This is a genomic window from Limibacillus sp. MBR-115 (assembly GCF_040549425.1).
GTDB classification, from domain to species: Bacteria; Pseudomonadota; Alphaproteobacteria; order Kiloniellales; family CECT-8803; genus Limibacillus; species Limibacillus halophilus.
The window spans coordinates 387,081-402,891 of the sequence record NZ_JBEPTJ010000003.1 but is presented as its reverse complement, the minus strand read 5'-3'; the positions used below and the strand labels follow the sequence as shown (position 1 = coordinate 402,891).

The window sequence follows — 15,811 nt, the reverse complement described above, 5'->3', positions numbered from 1 at the left end:
ATTCCCGCCAACCCTGCTTCCGGAGTGAGACGCCCATGATCCCCCGTTATTCCCGACCCGAGATGACACGCATCTGGGAGCCGGAAAACAAATTCCGCATTTGGTTTGAAATTGAGGCCCATGCTTGCGATGCGCAGGCCAAGTTGGGCGTCATTCCGGAAGCGGCGGCAAAGGCGGTTTGGGAGCGAGGTGCTTGGGATATCGAGCGAATTGACGAGATCGAGCGCGAGACAAAACACGATGTCATCGCCTTTCTCACCAACCTGGCCGAGTACGTGGGACCCGAGGCCCGCTTCGTGCATCAGGGCATGACGTCATCGGATGTGTTGGATACCTGTCTTGCCGTTCAGTTGAAACAGGCGGCGGACCTGTTGCTGGCCGACCTGGATCGGGTCCTGGCAGCCTTGAAGACGCGGGCCTTCGAATTCAAGGACACGATCTGTCTGGGGCGTTCACACGGTATCCACGCCGAGCCCACGACGTTCGGTTTGAAGCTTGCCGGGCATTATGCGGCCTTTGCCCGTAACCGCGAACGCCTTGCCCGAGCCCGTGATGAGATCGCCACCTGTGCGATTTCGGGCGCGGTTGGAACCTTCGCCAACATTGACCCTTCGGTCGAACAGCATGTTGCCGAGAAAATGGGGTTGACCATCGAACCGCACTCGACGCAGGTCATCCCACGGGACCGCCATGCCTACTTTTTCGCGACCTTGGGGGTCGTAGCCGCTTCCCTGGAGAATCTCGCGACCGAAATCAGACACCTGCAGCGCAGTGAAGTCTACGAGGCCGAGGAATATTTTTCGCCTGGTCAGAAAGGCTCCTCGGCGATGCCCCACAAGCGCAATCCGGTCCTGACGGAGAACCTGACGGGTCTTGCCCGCGTGGTACGAGCCGCCGTGGTTCCGGCGCTGGAGAACGTGACCTTGTGGCACGAGCGCGATATTTCCCATTCGTCGGTTGAGCGCATGTTCGGACCTGATGCGACGGTCACGCTGGATTTTGCTTTGAACCGCTTGGCCGGCGTCGTTGAGAAGCTGCTTGTCTATCCTGACAACATGAAGCGCAACTTGGATATGCTGGGCGGTTTAGTCCATTCGCAGCGCGTTCTATTAGGCCTGACGCAAGCCGGAATGAGCCGAGAGGCGGCCTACAGCGCCGTCCAACGCAATGCGATGAAAGTCTGGACCGAGGGTAAGGACTTCTTGGAAGAGCTGAAGACTGACGCGGAAGTGATCGCGCATATCGCTGAATCCGATTTGGAGGCCTGTTTCGACATGGGGTATCACACCAAGAATGTGGACGTGATTTTCCGGCGAATTTTTGGTGCGTGACCACATGGAAGCGGTTCGATTGGAGAAGGTCTGCGGCAACTTGGTCCGCCAATGGGCTGAGATCTGAAGCTGTGGCTTTTTGCGACCCGTCGGAGACTTTGCGGGTGCAGCAGAAGAGCCCCAGTGCCACAATTCAGGACATGAGGAACGTATTTATCAAGTCGCTGACCCTGGTGGCCGCAGCGGGCGTGTCCGCGCTGTTCAGCGCCGACGCTGCGCAGGCGGCATCCTGTAAAGCGATACCGGGTGAGCAATATGATATCAGGGTCGAATCCGAAATTCCCAAAGCCAGGATCGATCATTCCAAGAACCGTGCGGCTCTGGGCATTATATCGGGCGATCTCTCCGGTTCTATTCAGGGACTGCACCAGCACGGTGTCACGCTGACGCTGGAACAGCAGATCAAATACTACCCGCAAGGGGAGGGCATCTGTTTTTGGCTGAACCGGGTTGTACTGACGGTTGCCTACGAGACCCCCGTCATCTATGTGGCCAAGGAGTACTCTGAAAGAAGTTGCAACTACCGGGCCATCCTGCAGCACGAGGCAAAGCACGTGCAGGTGGCCCAAACGCACATTCGCCAATATAGGGATCGTTTCCACAAGTCGCTTAGTTCCCTGAACCTGCCGCGCCCCACCGAACCTAGATATGCCAAAGACGCAGAAGCGGCCAAGGCGGACAGCCTCGACCAGCTGCGCGCCCTGGTCATGCCGATTTTCAAGCGCTTGGAAGAATCCATGACGACGACCCAGCAGAAGGTCGATTTGCCCCGCGAATACCGCGAAGTTCAGCGCCGTTGCGCGAAATGGTGAAAGAGCCGGACAAGCGTTGCCGGGGCGGCGCTAAGCCGCCCCGGTCGTGGTTTCTCAGAACAGCAGTTTGACGCCGGCGACGATGGCCAAGGAGTCGTACTCTTCGCCGTCGTCCCGGGCTAAATCTTCGGTATTTCCGAGCTTGCGTTCCCAGTTTACGCCGATATAGGGCGCCACCTCCCGGGAAACCTCGTAACGCAGCCGAAGACCGGTTTCCAGAGTCGTGAAGCCGGTCCCGATTCCGGTAGGCTCGTCGTCGGAAAAGGCAAAATTGATCTCGGCCTTGGGTTGCAGGATCAGCCTCTGGGTCAACAGGAAGTCGGTGTCGGCTTCGACGCGGGCTGACAAATCCCCTTTATCATTGAGGAACAGGTTTGCCTCCAGTTCTATCCATTGCGGCGCCAAACCGGTAATCCCAAGCACCGCGTAGGCCCGGGTCGGGTTTGGTTCCAAGTCGAAACGAGCACCGGCTTGCAGATCGTAAAAATCGCTGATGAGGCGCCGGTAGAGCAGTTGAAATTCCGCGGAATCAACGTGGTCACCATTAACGATGTACTCGCCTTCGCTGCGTAGGACGGCCTTGTTGTCGTCGTCGCCTGCACGGAACTCTCCCTCCCAGACGGCTAGGTCCTTGCCCTCTTGAACCCGATACTCAAGGACTTCGATATCGATGGCTGTGAAAATTCCCGCATCCATTTCTGCGGCCCAAACGATCGATGGGATGCCCAGGATAAAGGCTGTGATTGCCAGTATCCTTAGTAGGTTCATGAGGCTGCTCATCCTCTTGTTATTGTCAATGCGGGTCATCCTTTTACCTCCCCGCCAGGCAGCGCTGCTTGCGGCCCGCCTTCGACGATGACCTTGTTAAACATGCCGGTGGCCATGTGGTAGAGCAGGTGGCAGTGAAACGCCCATTGTCCGGGGGCGTCTACCTCGGTCTCTGCATAGACCGTGGTGCCCGGCGCAATGCTGATCGTATGCTTTGCCGGGTTCTGGGCGCCTTTACCACTATCAAGTATCATCCACATGCCGTGCAGATGCATTGGATGCGTCATCATCGTTTCGTTTACGAACTTGAACCTGACCCGCTCGCCGAACTGCAGTCTGATGGGTTCCGCGTCGGAGTACTTGACGCCGTTCATGGACCAGAAGTAGCGCTCCATGTTGCCGGTCAATCGAATTTCGATCTCCCTGACAGGCTCGCGTTTTTCATAGAGCGGCGTCACAGCCTTTAAATCCGCATAGGACAGGAACCTTCCGCCTTCGATAAACGTTGTCGGTACCAGGCCACTGCCGGGCGCATAGAACGGATCGACCTCAGCTGAGGCGGAGGCTTCCGGCAACGCTCCATGCTTCATCATGCTGCCGTGGTCCATTTTCATGGCGCCGTCGTCGCTTTTGGGCGCCATCCCATGCTGCATCATGCTGCCGTGGTCCATTTTCATGGCGCTGCCGTCGCTTTTGGGCGCCATCCCATGCTGCATCATGCCGCCGTGGTCCATTTTCATGGCGCCGTCGTCGCTTTTGGGCGCCATCCCATGCTGCATCATGCTGCCGTGGTCCATACTCATGCCCATGTCCGCCATAGTTAGGAGCGGCGGTTCGCGACCTTCCGGAACAGTGCTGCTGCTGCTGCCACCAGCTGCGAGTGTCGCGCGTGTCATGCCGCTGCGTGACATGGATTCAGCAAGAAGGCTGTAGGCTGTTTCCTCCTTCGGTTCGACCAACACATCGTAGGTTTCAGCGACTGCGATACGGAGTTCATCCACCGTTACCGGCTCCACATTGTTGCCATCCGCCTGGACGACAGTCATCTGGAGGCCGGGTATACGCACATCGAAGTAAGTCATAGCCGAAGCATTGATGAGGCGTAGACGAAGACGCTCCCCGGGGTTGAAATCAGCCGTCCAATTCTGCTCCGCTGTCTGGCCATTGATTAGGAGATCGTACCCCTGGACGTCGGCAATGTCGGTGGGTGTCATCCGCATCTCACCCCAGGCAAGCCGATCCGCAAGCGTGGCTGCGGTGCCTTTCTCTCTGCTGTCCTTCAAGAAGTCCAGAAGGGTTCTTTGCTGACGGTTGTAGTAATCGGCCGACTTCTTCAGGTTTGAGAGAATTGTTGTCGCCTTGTCCGGATGACGATCGGAAAGGACGACCACATAGTCCCGATCGTAATGGAAGGGATCTGGGGTCTTCGGTTCGATGACGATTGAACCGTAGGCTCCCTCCTGCTCTTGAAGCCCCGAATGGCTATGAAACCAGTAGGTGCCGCTTTGTTTTACCGGGAAGCGATAAGTGAAGGTCTCACCCGGCGCGATTCCCGGGAAGCTGATCCCTGGAACGCCGTCCTGATCGGACGGTAAGATGATGCCATGCCAGTGGATGGATGAGCTTTCATCGAGGTTGTTGGTAACGGCGATTACGGCTTCCTCACCTTCCTTCAGGTAAAGCGTTGGTCCTGGAATTTGGCCGTTGTAGCCAATGGCCGCACGTGACTCGCCTCCGCTGGTTACCGTTACGGGGTTAATCGTCAACTCGTAGGGCGCGGCTTTGGCCGCGGTAGCGTCGTTCAGCAATGCCGTCAGACCAAGCGCCAGGGCAAAAGCCCTCGCCGGTCGTAGGTTGAGTTTGGTTGTCATGGTCTTGTTCCCGAACTGATTGGGCTAAGAACGCGCCGTGAATTCTCAAGAACTTCCGAGAGTACGCGGCAAATGCCTTGTCATTCAGACCGACTTTCTGTCGGCCTAAGCCCGTCGGGGAGGTGGTGGTGTAATCTCGGCGAAGCCGCGCCACGCGGACAACAGTGGCGGAGTCCGCCATTTCTGCAGGGTTGCAAAAAATGCCGCGACGCTTAATTCAGGCAAGGACTGCGCCATCGGATTTGCACAAAACAGAGCGCAGAGCCCGCCGTGAGACGGATGATGGCGCTGCGGCTGTCCCTCGCTTGGGCTGGTCGTTTCCGTGGTCGTGGGCTTTGCGGCTGCCAAATGCGCGGTGTGGTCCATCGTTGCTGTGACCGCCAGTCCCTTGCCCGATGCCGTCGGGCTCAGGTTGAGCAAACCAGTTCCCGCCGTTTGCACCAGCAGGGGTGCAACAATCAGAAAAGCTGTGAAGAGACTGAGGAACCGTTTCATAACCATCTAGATAAGGGTTCCAGTAGGTGGAAGGTCAAGCACTCGATTTCAGCGCTGCCAGCCGTCGTCAAAATTCACCCGCTCGGCCTTGGTGAAACGGCGCTGGCGCTCCAGTTCCGCTTCAAGCGCTCCAACACGGCCCTTGCTTGGCTTGATCCCGGCTTCCCACCAGACGGCCTTTACACCCAAGGTGCCGGTCGCCCGATCATGCTTCATGTCGATGCGCCCTACCATCCGTTCGCCTTCCAGCAAGGGGAAAACGTAGTAGCCGTATTGCCGTTTTGCCTCCGGCACGAATACCTCGATCCGGTAGGTGAAGCCGAAGACTCGCTCCAGGCGCTGACGGTCACGGATCAGCGGATCGAAGGGGCTGAGCACCCGGAGGCGTGCCGGCGGATCCGCCAAACCGTCCAGGCGGTCCAACAGATCCGGGAAGGCCAGGCAGACCCTGGGTTTTCCCCCGTCCGTTCCTTCGACCTCAACTTGCACCAACTCACCTTTGGCCAGAGCTTTCTTGCACCAGCGCGCCGCCTCGTCGGCCGCGAGGGCCCCCCAGAAGGCAGCGATCTCGCCGGAAGTGCCAAAGTGCAGGCGTTGCAGGGCGCTGCGGCATTTCCAGTCGGTAAAAGCCGCCGGATCGGGCGGGGGTTGGAGGTGCTCGGGCGGGACGACGCGCTCCGGCAGGTCGTAGACCTTCTGAAAACCCTCGCGCCGCGCCACCGCCAGTTGTCCCGTGCGCCAGAGGTACTCCAGGGCGGTTTTCTCCGGATGCCAGTCCCACCATCCGCCCTTTGGTTTGCTACCTTCCTCGCCGAAATCGCGGGCCATCAACGGACCCTCATCGGTGACCCGTTGCAAGACGTGTTCCAGGTAATCCTCGAAACCCTCGCGCCGCCACTTGCGCCAGCGTGCGGCCAGAGCCTCGCTCTCGCGCGCGAAGCGACGTTGCCAGAAGGGATAAAACGCGCTGGGAATAATGGAAGCGTCGTGGGTCCAGTTCTCGAACAGGGCCCGGTCGCGTTCCAGCAGGCGGGTCAATTGCTTCTGGCGATAGGTTTGATTGCGGGCAAAGAGAATTTGGTGATGTGCCCGTTCGACCGTGTTGATGGAATCGACCTGGACGAAGCCCATCTGCTCGATCAGAGCCAGCAGGCCGGGTTGGTCGAGTTTTCGGCCAGGGTGTTCCATCAGTCCCTGGGCGGCCAGCAGCAAACGCCGGGCCTGGCGGTTCGTGATACGGGGAAGTGTCTTATCGCCTGCAGCCATTGCCGGACGGCCATCCCTGTCGCGCTAGGAGATTGAAACTGGGAAGGACGGCCTCAGCCGACCCGAAACGCTCGATCGCAGTTTCGGTCAGATACTTTCCCTTTTGCAAGTCCGGTTGGCGCCGCTAGCCGACGAGGCGATCCTCTTGTGCAGCGGGCTGGGCCTGTTCGTTCTTCAAACGGTCCAGGGTGCGGTAAAGCGCCGCCACCTTGCGAATCACGCAGTCGAAGAAAAGCTCGGCCTTCTGCGGGTCGGTATAGATGATCTGCAACAGGTCTTCGCGACTGGCGCTCAGGGCTTCCACCTCGGACACCGCAACGGCGGTGGCGTGATAGGAGGAGCCGAGCAACGCCGCTTCGCCGCAGACATCACCCGAGAAGATCTTATGCGTGTCGCCAAACGCGGTCAGGTCGACCTCTCCGCGCTCCAAAAAATAGGCGACATCGGCTGGCTCACCTTCCCTGCAAAGTACCGCGCCGGGCTCAAAGGTCACGCGCTTGAGCATGCGAACAACTCCCGATTGTCCTACGGTTTTTATCGTTAAATTTTACACATCATGGCTGAACGGCGGTTTTACGCCAAGAAGATTCCAGAATCCGGTAGTTTGCGGGCTGTTGTGCGGAGCTTGAAAGGGTGCGTGGTGGCCCCTGGGAGACTCGAACTCCCACACCCTTACGGGTCGCAGATTTTAAGTCTGCTGCGTCTACCGGTTCCGCCAAGGGGCCGTGCTATTACCGCCGCGGGCCGTACTTTCGTTGTTCATTGCGATTCCTGCAAGCCCTGAGGTGCGCTTCCCGGTCATAGAACGCATGCCGCCCCCATGTCGCCCCCATGTCACCCCCATGTCACCCCTGTGCCGTCTTAGCCTATGGGCTTGGCCAATGGCTCCGGGTTAGACTTGGGTCAACATCATTCAACCGTACAAACAGGGAGGAATTCTGGCATGGGCGAGAGGATGCGGGACAGGGTCTGTCTGGTGATCGGGGCGGGGTCCAGCGGACCGGGTTGGGGCAACGGCAAGGCCGCCGCCGCGCTCTATGCCCGCGAGGGCGGCAAGGTCTTCTGCGTCGACCTGCGGGCGGAGGCGGCGGAGGAAACCGTCCAGATCATTCGCGGCGAGGGTGGAGAGGCGACGGCCCATGCCGCCGATGTCTCCAAGCCCGATCAGGTCGAAGCGCTTGTGAAGCGCGCCAAGGAGGTCTACGGCCGCGTCGATGTGCTGCACAACAACGTTGGTATCCTGGACACGCGTGGGCCGGTTGAATTGCCCGTCGAAGATTGGGACCGGGTGATGGATATCAACCTCAAATCCTTCTTCCTGACGTGCAAGCACGTGTTGCCGATCATGGAAGCACAGGGCAAGGGGGCGATCGTCAACATCTCTTCGGTGGCCGGAATCCGCTACACCGGCGTGCCCTACATCACCTATTACACCAGCAAGGGAGCCATCATCCCCTTTACCCGGGGCATCGCCCTGCAATATGCCCCCAAGGGCATCCGCGCGAACGCCATCCTGCCGGGCTTGATGAATACGCCGATGATTGTCGAGCCGCTAAAGGGCCACTATGGCGAAGGCAGCGTCGATAAGATGATCGAAGCGCGTGACGCGCAGTGCCCGATGGGCCACATGGGCGACGCCTGGGACGTAGCTAACGCGGCGCTGTTCCTGGCTTCCGATGATGCGAAATACATCACGGGGACGGAATTGATCGTCGATGGCGGCTTATCGGCCAAGTTCAGCTAGAGGCCGCTCTTTTCGGTCACCTTCAGGTTGGGGTTGAGCAGCCTGAAGGCCATGGGCGCCATCACCACGATCAAGAAAATGCGGATGATGTGGTGCGTTGCGACGAAGGCTGCATCCATCGACAGCGCCAGGGCGATGAGGCTCATTTCGGCCAGGCCGCCGGGGGAGAAGGCCAGGACGAGCGCGTCCGGGCGGATGCCGGTGACAAGCGTCAGCGTGAAGGCGAAGACCAGTGTGACCGCAACCAAGATCGCCGTGCCGCCTAGCGAGTAGAAGAGCGCGCGTCGTATCAGCGCTAGGCTGACGCCGGCAAAGCGTGCACCGATGGCGCTGCCGACGACCACCTGCGCGGCGGCAATCAGTTCAAAGGGCGGCTTTGCTGCTGTCCAACCGCTCAAGTGGGCGATTGCCGAAAGCGCCATGGGGCCAACCAACCCGGCGGCCGGAATACGGAGCGCCCTGGCGCACAGGAAGCCGACAATACCGCAGGCAACCAAAATGGCGACGTCGCTGCCGAGCAATTCAAGCAGCGGCGGCCCCGGCGGCGGTCTGGCGGCAGGCTCGTAACCCTCCAGAATCTGGAAGGCAAAGGGCAGGGTCATGATAACGATCAGAATGCGCGAAGCGTGCGTCAGGGATATTTGCCGCGCGTCGCCACCCAGCGAACTGCCGACCAGGATCATCTCGGTCAAGCCGCCGGGCATACCGGCGAAATAGGCGGTCACCGGGTCGTACTTGGCGACGAAGCGGAAATAGAGATAGCTCAAGCCGCCACCAATCCCGCAATAAGCGGCCAGGGCGGTGAGCGTCATACTCCAGTCGGCCAAGTGGTCGAGCAGTTCCGGGGAAAAGGACGACCCCAGCAAGACACCCAGTACCGCTACCATGATCTGGCGCAACAGCGGATGGATGGCGACTGGAAGCCCGGCGGTAGCGGCCACGGTGACGGTCAGCATAGCCCCGATCATCCAGGCCAGCGGCAAGTGCAACATCTGCGCCGCCCAACCGCCGCCGGTACCCAACAGCAAAGCGATGATCACGCGTTTAAGGGTTGGCTTTTTCTGGATGGCCGGGTCGCTCACAAGCGCTCCTCCGCAGGATGTGGGCCAACGGGCAGACCAAGCTCAAGCAAGTCACTCCGTAAGCGGTCCGGCCCAAGGTAGAGCAAGGCGGTGATACCCATGCCCCGTGCCGCGGCGACGTTTCGGTCACGGTCATCGATGAACAGGATCTCCGACGCGGGGCAGGCGCAGCGCTGTATAAGACGCCGGTAGATCTCCGGCTCCGGCTTGACGACCTTCTCGCGGCCTGAAATCACCAAACCGTCGAACCAGGCGAGGAAAGGGTATCGCGCCTCGGCCAGTGGAAAAGTCTCCGATGACCAGTTGCTAAGCACAAAGAGCGGCATGCCTGCCAGTTTTAGCTCCCGAAGCAGGTTGACCGCATCGGGGTCCGCTTCACCCAGCATCTCTGCCCAGCGCCTTTGCCAGGCGATGATGGCTTCTCGCTCATCCGGGTGCCGGGAAATCGCCTCGGCGATGGCCTCGCTAAAGGGCCATCCCCGGTCGATCTCCAAGTTCCAGGCATCGTTGCAGACTTCCCGCAGGAACCAGTCGACTTTTTCCGGGCTGGGAAAAATCTTCCGGTAAAGCCGGCTCGGATTCCAGGGGATGAGCACGTTGCCAAGATCGAAAACGACGGCGTTGATTTTCTGTGCCGTCGGCAAGAGTGGCGCGCCAGTCAAGCCTGCAGCCTTTCTAGCAAGCGCTCCATGAAGCGCTGGCATGCGGCAACCTGTTCCAGGCTGATGAACTCGTCGGGTTTATGTGCCTGCTCGATGGAGCCGGGGCCACAAACGACAGCTGATATGCCGATCTGATCGAATAGACCCGCCTCGGTGCCGAAAGCGACCTTGGTCGTACTGTTGGCGCCGGTCAGTGCCTTGGCCAGTTCAACGACCTCGGCGTTTGGCGGCGTGTCCAGACCGGGAAAGGAGGAGAGCTCCTCAAACTGGATACCGGTGCCCGAGACGCGGGCCTGCATGGCAGGTTCCAGTTCGTTGTGGGCATATTCTTTTACTTCGCGCAGCAAGGCTTGAGTGTCCTCCTGCGGCAAGCTGCGGAACTCGAACTCGAAACGGCAGTCCTTGGGAACGATGTTGAGTGCGGTGCCGCCGCTGATCACGCCGGTATGGACCGTGGTATGGGGAATGTCGTAGGCCGTATCGAACGGCCCTTCGTTGGCCTTGCGTTCGGCCATCTCACTCAGCTTCACCACCACCTTGGCTGCTTCCTGCACTGCATTGACCGCCAAAGGCGCCAAAGAGGAGTGAGCCTCGCTTCCATGGACATGGCAGGCCATGGAGAGCTTGCCCTTATGGGCGGTGACGACCTGCATGGAGGTTGGCTCGCCGATAATCGCCAAGCGCGGTTTGATCGGCTGGGTTTCCAGGAACTCCAACAAGCCGCGCACACCCAGGCAACCAACCTCCTCGTCGTAGGAAAGGCAGAGGTGAAGCGGCATGGTGAGCGGCTTCTCCAGGAAGCGGGGGACCATGGCCAGGGCCACGGCGATGAAACTCTTCATGTCGCTGGTGCCGCGACCAAAGAGCTTGCCGTCGGTTTCGCTGACACGCCAGGGGTCGACGCTCCAGACTTGGCCGTCTATCGGCACCACGTCCGTGTGTCCCGATAGGGCGACGCCCCCGCGGTCGCGGGGACCAATGGTCGCGTAAAGGTTGGCCTTGCTACCCTCCGAATCGTGAACAATCTCGGATTCCACGCCCAGTGTATGCAGGTAATCACGGACGAAATGAATAAGCTCCAGGTTGGAGTTGCGGCTTGTCGTATCGAAAGCAATCAGCCGTTCGATCATCTCGCGGACGGCAGGTTTAATACTGCTTGGTTGATCGTTGGTCACGGAGGTCCTCGTTTGCTTTTTTCTTGTTTGAGCGATAGCGATCTAGGCGCTTGTCGATCGCGGCTGAGCCTCTGCACCGAGGGGGCTCTTTCGGGCCTCCTCGATAACCCATTCGCGAAAGGCGCGCACCTTTGGCCGGTCCAGGGCGCCTGGCGGTATCGTTAGGTAGTAGGAATACTGTGAACGCAGTTCCAGGTCGAAAGGTTTGATCAACCGTCCGGCCGCCAGATCGCCTTCGGCCAGCGATAACCGCCCCATCGCGACGCCCTGGCCCTCGACGGCGGCCTGCACGAGCATCGCTGAGTCGTTGTAGGTCAAGCCGTGGCTAGGATCGACGCCCTCCACATTGGCCGCCGCCAGCCACTCACTCCAGTCGGGAATTCCCGGTACCCGCGAGGCATCGTCGCTCAATAAGGTATGGTAGCGCAGATTTTCAAGTTTAGTTAAAGGATGAGGACCTTCCATTAACCGTGGGCTACAAAATGGAAAACATCGGTCCGCCATCAAAAAATCCACGGTCATTCCCGGATAACGGCCCAGCCCATATCGCAGTCCGCAATGAAAGCCCTCACGCACATAGTCCATAACGGTGTCAGAGGCATGAACGAGAACGTCGATGTCAGGATGCTGTTTCCGGAATTCCGGTAGACGCGGCAGCAGCCATTTCGCTGCGAAGGAGTTCAGAGAGGTCACCTTCAGGGGGCCGGAATCGCCTCGCGACACCAATCGTTCCGATGCCGTAGCAATCAAATCGAAGGCATCGCGGATCGCGGGCAAATAAGCTTGCCCGGCCTCCGTCAACAAAAGCTGCCGGTTCATTCTTACGAATAATTGAATGCCGAGACGCTCCTCCAACGCCTTCACCTGATGGCTGACCGCGGCTTGCGTGACGTTCAACTCGGACGCGGCCTTGGTGAAAGACAGATGACGGGCTGCTGCCTCAAAGGCGCGAAGGGCATTAAGCGGCGGAAGTCGACGGGCCATAGCCAACTCGCAACATGAGAAAAACTAATCCGGAGGATGAAATAACATCGTTTGTGAACAAAGGCTACCAGAAGCAATATTCGGATAGATGATAACAGGGATAGAAGGTTATCCCATTGGTATCCGCTTCAATCGATCTCTTGGTGACGTTGAGGCAAGCCGAATAGGAGAGAAAAGATGACGAGCATGGATCAAAGAGCGGTTTGCATGACTTGCAGTGATGTCGAACGCCTGACCTCTGTCGGGCGTGAGAGCGCCGGCAAGCGCATCGCATCCCTTCTCACGGCGACCTGGGACAAACTCCTGCTGTGGCAGTACCGCGCGCAGGAGCGCCACAATCTCGCACAACTCGACGAGCGCATGATGAAGGACATGGGAATCAGCGCCGCTGACATCGAGCGCGAACTTTCTAAGCCTTTCTGGAAGAACTGACCTTCCCTGCTGTTGTTCCAGTCGGGCTTAAGCAAGCGCTACGACCCCGGTAGCGTTTTGGCGGCGCCCGGTCCAACAAGGGCCGGGCGTCTTTTTTAGTCGTGCAGGGTATCGCCCCGCAGGAGCGCTTCCCGTTGCAGGTGAATATCCAGGACCCGTCCGTAGAGCTGGCGGGTCCGTTCCACGCGCCCGCACATCTGCGGCTCGTTGGCATAAGAGAAAATTCCGACATAGCGGGAGGTTGTGCCGGTCACCGCGGTCACCCGGTGCAGGGAGTAGCGACCGAGGAATATCTGCAAATCACCGGGACCAAGGGTGAGGGAGCGGACACCCGACAGATCGCCACCCAGCACGGCGGCTACGCGATCATAGTTTTCACCTGACTTGCTGCGCAGCTTGGGATGGTATTGGAAGGTGCCGCCGCCTTCGCCGGGCTGAATGCCGAGTGTGACTGTGTAGGTGTTTGTATCGAAATGCCAAGGGAAACCGTCTCCGGGGTCCACGGCATTTACGATTACGTCCGCCAGCGGGTCGTCATACCGAAAGAAGCTATCCTCGCTCTCACCCAGCGCCATTCGGATAAAGTCCGTAAACGGCTGCCATTCGTAAATGGCACGGAGAAGGCTGTTAGCGCCAAAAGAATCCGCCGGAATGAAGGCGTTAGACCTGCGTTCGAAGTGGCGGCGGGGGTGGCTCGCCGGCAATGTGGGGTCATCGGCAGTGAAGTAGGGATTGACGTCGTTGTAAGAACGATACGCCTGTCCTGCGACGCCGCTGACTTCATCCTGCAACGCGCGCGCTGCCGCCGGGTTCACGAAGGACTTAAGCCGGGCGCAACCGGTTTCTTTAAGTTGCAGGCGTACCTCGGCGAGGAGGGCCAGATAGGATTGAGATTGACTTTCATGAATCGGAAAGCGCTCTAAGTCGATGGCTGCGGCCGCTCTTTCAACCATCTTATCCTCCCCGATGATCGAACTACCTTATACGGGAAATGCTTGCGCGGCTTTGCGCTCAAGGTCAATTCACAAAACAGACGGGCGATAAGGATTCTCAGGGCACCAACGCGCTAGGGCAGAAACTGTTCCCGCAGAATGCGCTCTTCGAGGTTGTGCTCGGAGTCGAAGAGCAGCGGCACGGAGACGTCGCGGTCTTCGTATACTTCGACCGAGGCAACATCGCGGACCTCGGTATAGTCCGCCGTTGCCGATACAGGACGCTTTTGGGCATCAAGAACATCGAACCGCACCCGGGCGCGGTGCGGGAGCAAAGCGCCGCGCCACCGGCGCGGTCTAAAGGCGCTGATCGGCGTCATCGCAAGCAAGGGGGTTCCAATGGGAATGATTGGCCCATGGGCGGAGAGGTTGTAGGCGGTGCTCCCGGCGGGCGTAGATAGCAGTATGCCGTCGCATATCAATTCATCCAGGCGCAGCACTCCGTCGACGGAAATACGTATTTTTGCGGCCTGTCTGCTTTGTCGCAGGAGCGAAACCTCGTTGATCGCCAGGGCATTCTGCTCCTGTCCATCGACTGTGCGGGACAACATTCGCAAAGGATTGAGTTTTACCTGTTCGGCAGCGCTCAGGCGCTCTTCGAGGTTGTCTTCATCGTAGGCATTCATAAGGAAGCCGACGGTGCCACGATTCATACCGTAGATGGCCTTGCCGCTGCCCAGGTGGGCGTGGGCGGTTTCCAGCATGAACCCGTCGCCACCCAGAGCAACGATCACAGAAGCATCCTGGGGCGCCGCGCAGCCATAGCGCTGCTTCAAACGCTTTTCGGCTGTCTTTGCTTCCCCGGAGTCAGCCGAAACGATTGCAATCTTCAAAAGAAACCCTCCCTTACTGCCCCCCGTCGGCGGCTGTCTGGCAAAGAGTATAACCAAGCGACCGCGGCAAGCCAGCCGCGTGCATTCGTCGTGGCTGTCATGCATAGTAAGCGTGAAGACGAAATCGTCATCTGCTGCGCAAAGTGCGCTCAGTTACGTTGGTTCAGGAACCGAGAATGCGAAGCCGTACGACCAGCAAAGCTAAGACAGCACCGGCTGCTGATTCGGATTCGACCGGCGGCATAATTATCAGGCCGGCGAAGGCAGAAGATCTGGCGCAACTCGTCGCGTTGGAAGACGCTTGCTTTAGTGCCGACAAGCTATCGCGGCGGAGCTTCCATCATCTGCTGCGCAAGGGGCATGCCTTGTTCCGCGTAGCCGAGTCGCCGGATGGACAGTTGCAGGGATATGCGTTGGTCCTGCTGCATGGAACTTCGTCGCTGTCCCGGCTTTATTCCCTGGCGGTTCTCCCCAAACAGCGCGGCGCCAATCTCGGCGCGCGCTTGTTGTTGGAGGTGGAGGAAGCCGCGCGTGACGAGGGTTGCGCTTATGTCCGATTAGAGGTGCGACGCGACAATGCCGCAGCAATCGCGCTTTATCACCGCGCCGGTTATCGCGACATCGGTATTTGGAACGCCTATTACGAAGATGACGTTGATGCGCTGCGAATGGAAAAGCGGTTGGTCGGTGGCCCCATGCCGGACATGCCGCATGTTCCCTTCTACGAGCAGACGCAGGAATTCACTTGTGGGCCAGCCTGTCTGTTGATGGCCTTATCGGCATTTTTGCCCGACTATGAACCAAGCACGACCGAAGAACTGCGGCTCTGGCGAGAGGCCACTTTGATCTTCATGACTTCCGGACACGGAGGATGTGGTCCCTATGGTCTTGCCTTGGCAGCGCAGCGGCGCGGATTGAAACCAGAAATATTCGTAACCGATTCCGGGTCACTTTTCCTGCAATCAGTCCGCAGTACAAAAAAACGCCAGGCCATGAGGTTGGTTCAGGAGGATTTCAGAAACCAAGCCAAGGCGGCGAAGATCGCGACGCATCGGCGTCGCCTGACGGCAAAGGACCTGAGGCGCTTTCTGAACAGTGGCGCCCTACCCGTGGTTCTCGTCAGCAGTTATCGAATGTGGGGCGAGAAGATGCCGCATTGGGTGGTGGTAACGGGCTGCGATGATCGTTTGTTTTATCTACACGACCCCTTTGTTGATCGCGACGAGGGCAAGACACCCTTGGATTCCATTAACATTGCCGTGCGCGGCGAGGAGCTCGAACGCATGGCTCGCTACGGCCAGAATAGGCTCAGCGCCGCCATCGTGCTGTCGACCCCGGACACAACATCTAGAGGCGCAGGTTAG

The 15,811-nt window shown here is 59.0% G+C and carries 16 protein-coding genes and 1 tRNA gene; 5 read left to right on the top strand and 12 right to left on the bottom strand.

Going from position 1 to position 15,811, the window contains the following annotated elements:
- Positions 1-35 precede the first annotated feature (35 nt).
- Together purB and ABIE63_RS08700 are read left to right on the top strand one after the other, a co-directional pair.
- Entirely contained in the window at positions 36-1,331 is a 1,296-nt protein-coding gene (gene purB, locus ABIE63_RS08705; RefSeq protein WP_354504045.1) for an adenylosuccinate lyase, read from the top strand.
- 98 nt (positions 1,332-1,429) lie between these two features.
- The gene (locus tag ABIE63_RS08700) at positions 1,430-2,143 is read left to right on the top strand and encodes a hypothetical protein (protein WP_354504044.1); all 714 of its coding nucleotides are present in this window, start codon (positions 1,430-1,432) and stop codon (positions 2,141-2,143) included.
- Positions 2,144-2,197: 54 nt separating this feature from the next.
- Here the strand turns inward: ABIE63_RS08700 and ABIE63_RS08695 are convergent, their stop codons facing one another.
- The 6 genes from ABIE63_RS08695 to ABIE63_RS08670 form a co-directional block, all read right to left on the bottom strand.
- Positions 2,198-2,950: a copper resistance protein B gene (locus ABIE63_RS08695; RefSeq protein WP_354504042.1), complete on the bottom strand. Its 753-nt coding sequence runs from the start codon at positions 2,948-2,950 to the stop codon at positions 2,198-2,200.
- Positions 2,947-4,782: a copper resistance system multicopper oxidase gene (locus ABIE63_RS08690; protein ID WP_354504041.1), complete on the bottom strand. Its 1,836-nt coding sequence runs from the start codon at positions 4,780-4,782 to the stop codon at positions 2,947-2,949. The genes ABIE63_RS08695 and ABIE63_RS08690 overlap by 4 nt, the downstream gene beginning before the upstream one ends.
- Positions 4,783-4,887: 105 nt before the next feature.
- On the bottom strand, positions 4,888-5,283 hold the full coding sequence (locus tag ABIE63_RS08685; RefSeq protein ID WP_354504039.1) for a hypothetical protein: 396 nt from the start codon (positions 5,281-5,283) through the stop codon (positions 4,888-4,890).
- 42 nt (positions 5,284-5,325) lie between these two features.
- Positions 5,326-6,543 (bottom strand): crosslink repair DNA glycosylase YcaQ family protein, encoded by a 1,218-nt coding sequence (locus ABIE63_RS08680; protein ID WP_354504038.1) that lies wholly within the window; start codon positions 6,541-6,543, stop codon positions 5,326-5,328.
- A 124-nt stretch (positions 6,544-6,667) separates the two neighbouring features.
- Complete coding sequence (locus tag ABIE63_RS08675; protein ID WP_354504037.1) at positions 6,668-7,048, bottom strand: cyclic nucleotide-binding domain-containing protein; 381 nt, start codon at positions 7,046-7,048, stop codon at positions 6,668-6,670.
- Positions 7,049-7,181: 133 nt separating this feature from the next.
- Positions 7,182-7,268, bottom strand: a tRNA-Leu gene (locus ABIE63_RS08670).
- Between the two features lie 218 nt (positions 7,269-7,486).
- Between ABIE63_RS08670 and ABIE63_RS08665 the strand changes: the two genes are divergently transcribed.
- A complete protein-coding gene (locus ABIE63_RS08665) occupies positions 7,487-8,287 on the top strand; it encodes an SDR family NAD(P)-dependent oxidoreductase (protein WP_354504035.1) in 801 nt (266 codons plus the stop codon).
- Here ABIE63_RS08665 and ABIE63_RS08660 read toward each other — a convergent pair.
- The 4 genes from ABIE63_RS08660 to ABIE63_RS08645 are packed head-to-tail and all read right to left on the bottom strand — an operon-like array spanning position 8,284 to position 12,190.
- Complete coding sequence (locus tag ABIE63_RS08660) at positions 8,284-9,369, bottom strand: AbrB family transcriptional regulator (protein WP_354504034.1); 1,086 nt, start codon at positions 9,367-9,369, stop codon at positions 8,284-8,286. The genes ABIE63_RS08665 and ABIE63_RS08660 overlap by 4 nt on opposite strands.
- A complete protein-coding gene (locus ABIE63_RS08655) occupies positions 9,366-10,031 on the bottom strand; it encodes an HAD family phosphatase (protein WP_354504032.1) in 666 nt (221 codons plus the stop codon). Before ABIE63_RS08655 ends, ABIE63_RS08660 begins: the two co-directional genes overlap by 4 nt.
- The gene (gene argE, locus ABIE63_RS08650; protein WP_354504030.1) at positions 10,028-11,206 is read right to left on the bottom strand and encodes an acetylornithine deacetylase; all 1,179 of its coding nucleotides are present in this window, start codon (positions 11,204-11,206) and stop codon (positions 10,028-10,030) included. Before argE ends, ABIE63_RS08655 begins: the two co-directional genes overlap by 4 nt.
- A 42-nt stretch (positions 11,207-11,248) precedes the next feature.
- Positions 11,249-12,190 carry a transcriptional regulator GcvA gene (locus tag ABIE63_RS08645; protein ID WP_354504028.1) on the bottom strand — a complete coding sequence of 314 codons (942 nt, stop codon included), beginning with the start codon at positions 12,188-12,190 and terminating at the stop codon, positions 11,249-11,251.
- Positions 12,191-12,367: 177 nt separating this feature from the next.
- Here ABIE63_RS08645 and ABIE63_RS08640 point away from each other — a divergent pair, with 177 nt between their 5' ends.
- Positions 12,368-12,622, top strand: a complete 255-nt coding sequence (locus tag ABIE63_RS08640; RefSeq protein ID WP_221205770.1) for a DUF1127 domain-containing protein — start codon at positions 12,368-12,370, stop codon at positions 12,620-12,622.
- A 95-nt stretch (positions 12,623-12,717) separates the two neighbouring features.
- Here the strand turns inward: ABIE63_RS08640 and ABIE63_RS08635 are convergent, their stop codons facing one another.
- Both ABIE63_RS08635 and ABIE63_RS08630 read right to left on the bottom strand, forming a co-directional pair.
- A complete protein-coding gene (locus tag ABIE63_RS08635) occupies positions 12,718-13,575 on the bottom strand; it encodes a hypothetical protein (protein ID WP_354504027.1) in 858 nt (285 codons plus the stop codon).
- 113 nt (positions 13,576-13,688) lie between these two features.
- On the bottom strand, positions 13,689-14,447 hold the full coding sequence (locus ABIE63_RS08630; RefSeq protein ID WP_246377562.1) for an NAD kinase: 759 nt from the start codon (positions 14,445-14,447) through the stop codon (positions 13,689-13,691).
- Between the two features lie 176 nt (positions 14,448-14,623).
- Here ABIE63_RS08630 and ABIE63_RS08625 point away from each other — a divergent pair, with 176 nt between their 5' ends.
- Positions 14,624-15,811 (top strand): GNAT family N-acetyltransferase/peptidase C39 family protein, encoded by a 1,188-nt coding sequence (locus tag ABIE63_RS08625; protein ID WP_354504025.1) that lies wholly within the window; start codon positions 14,624-14,626, stop codon positions 15,809-15,811.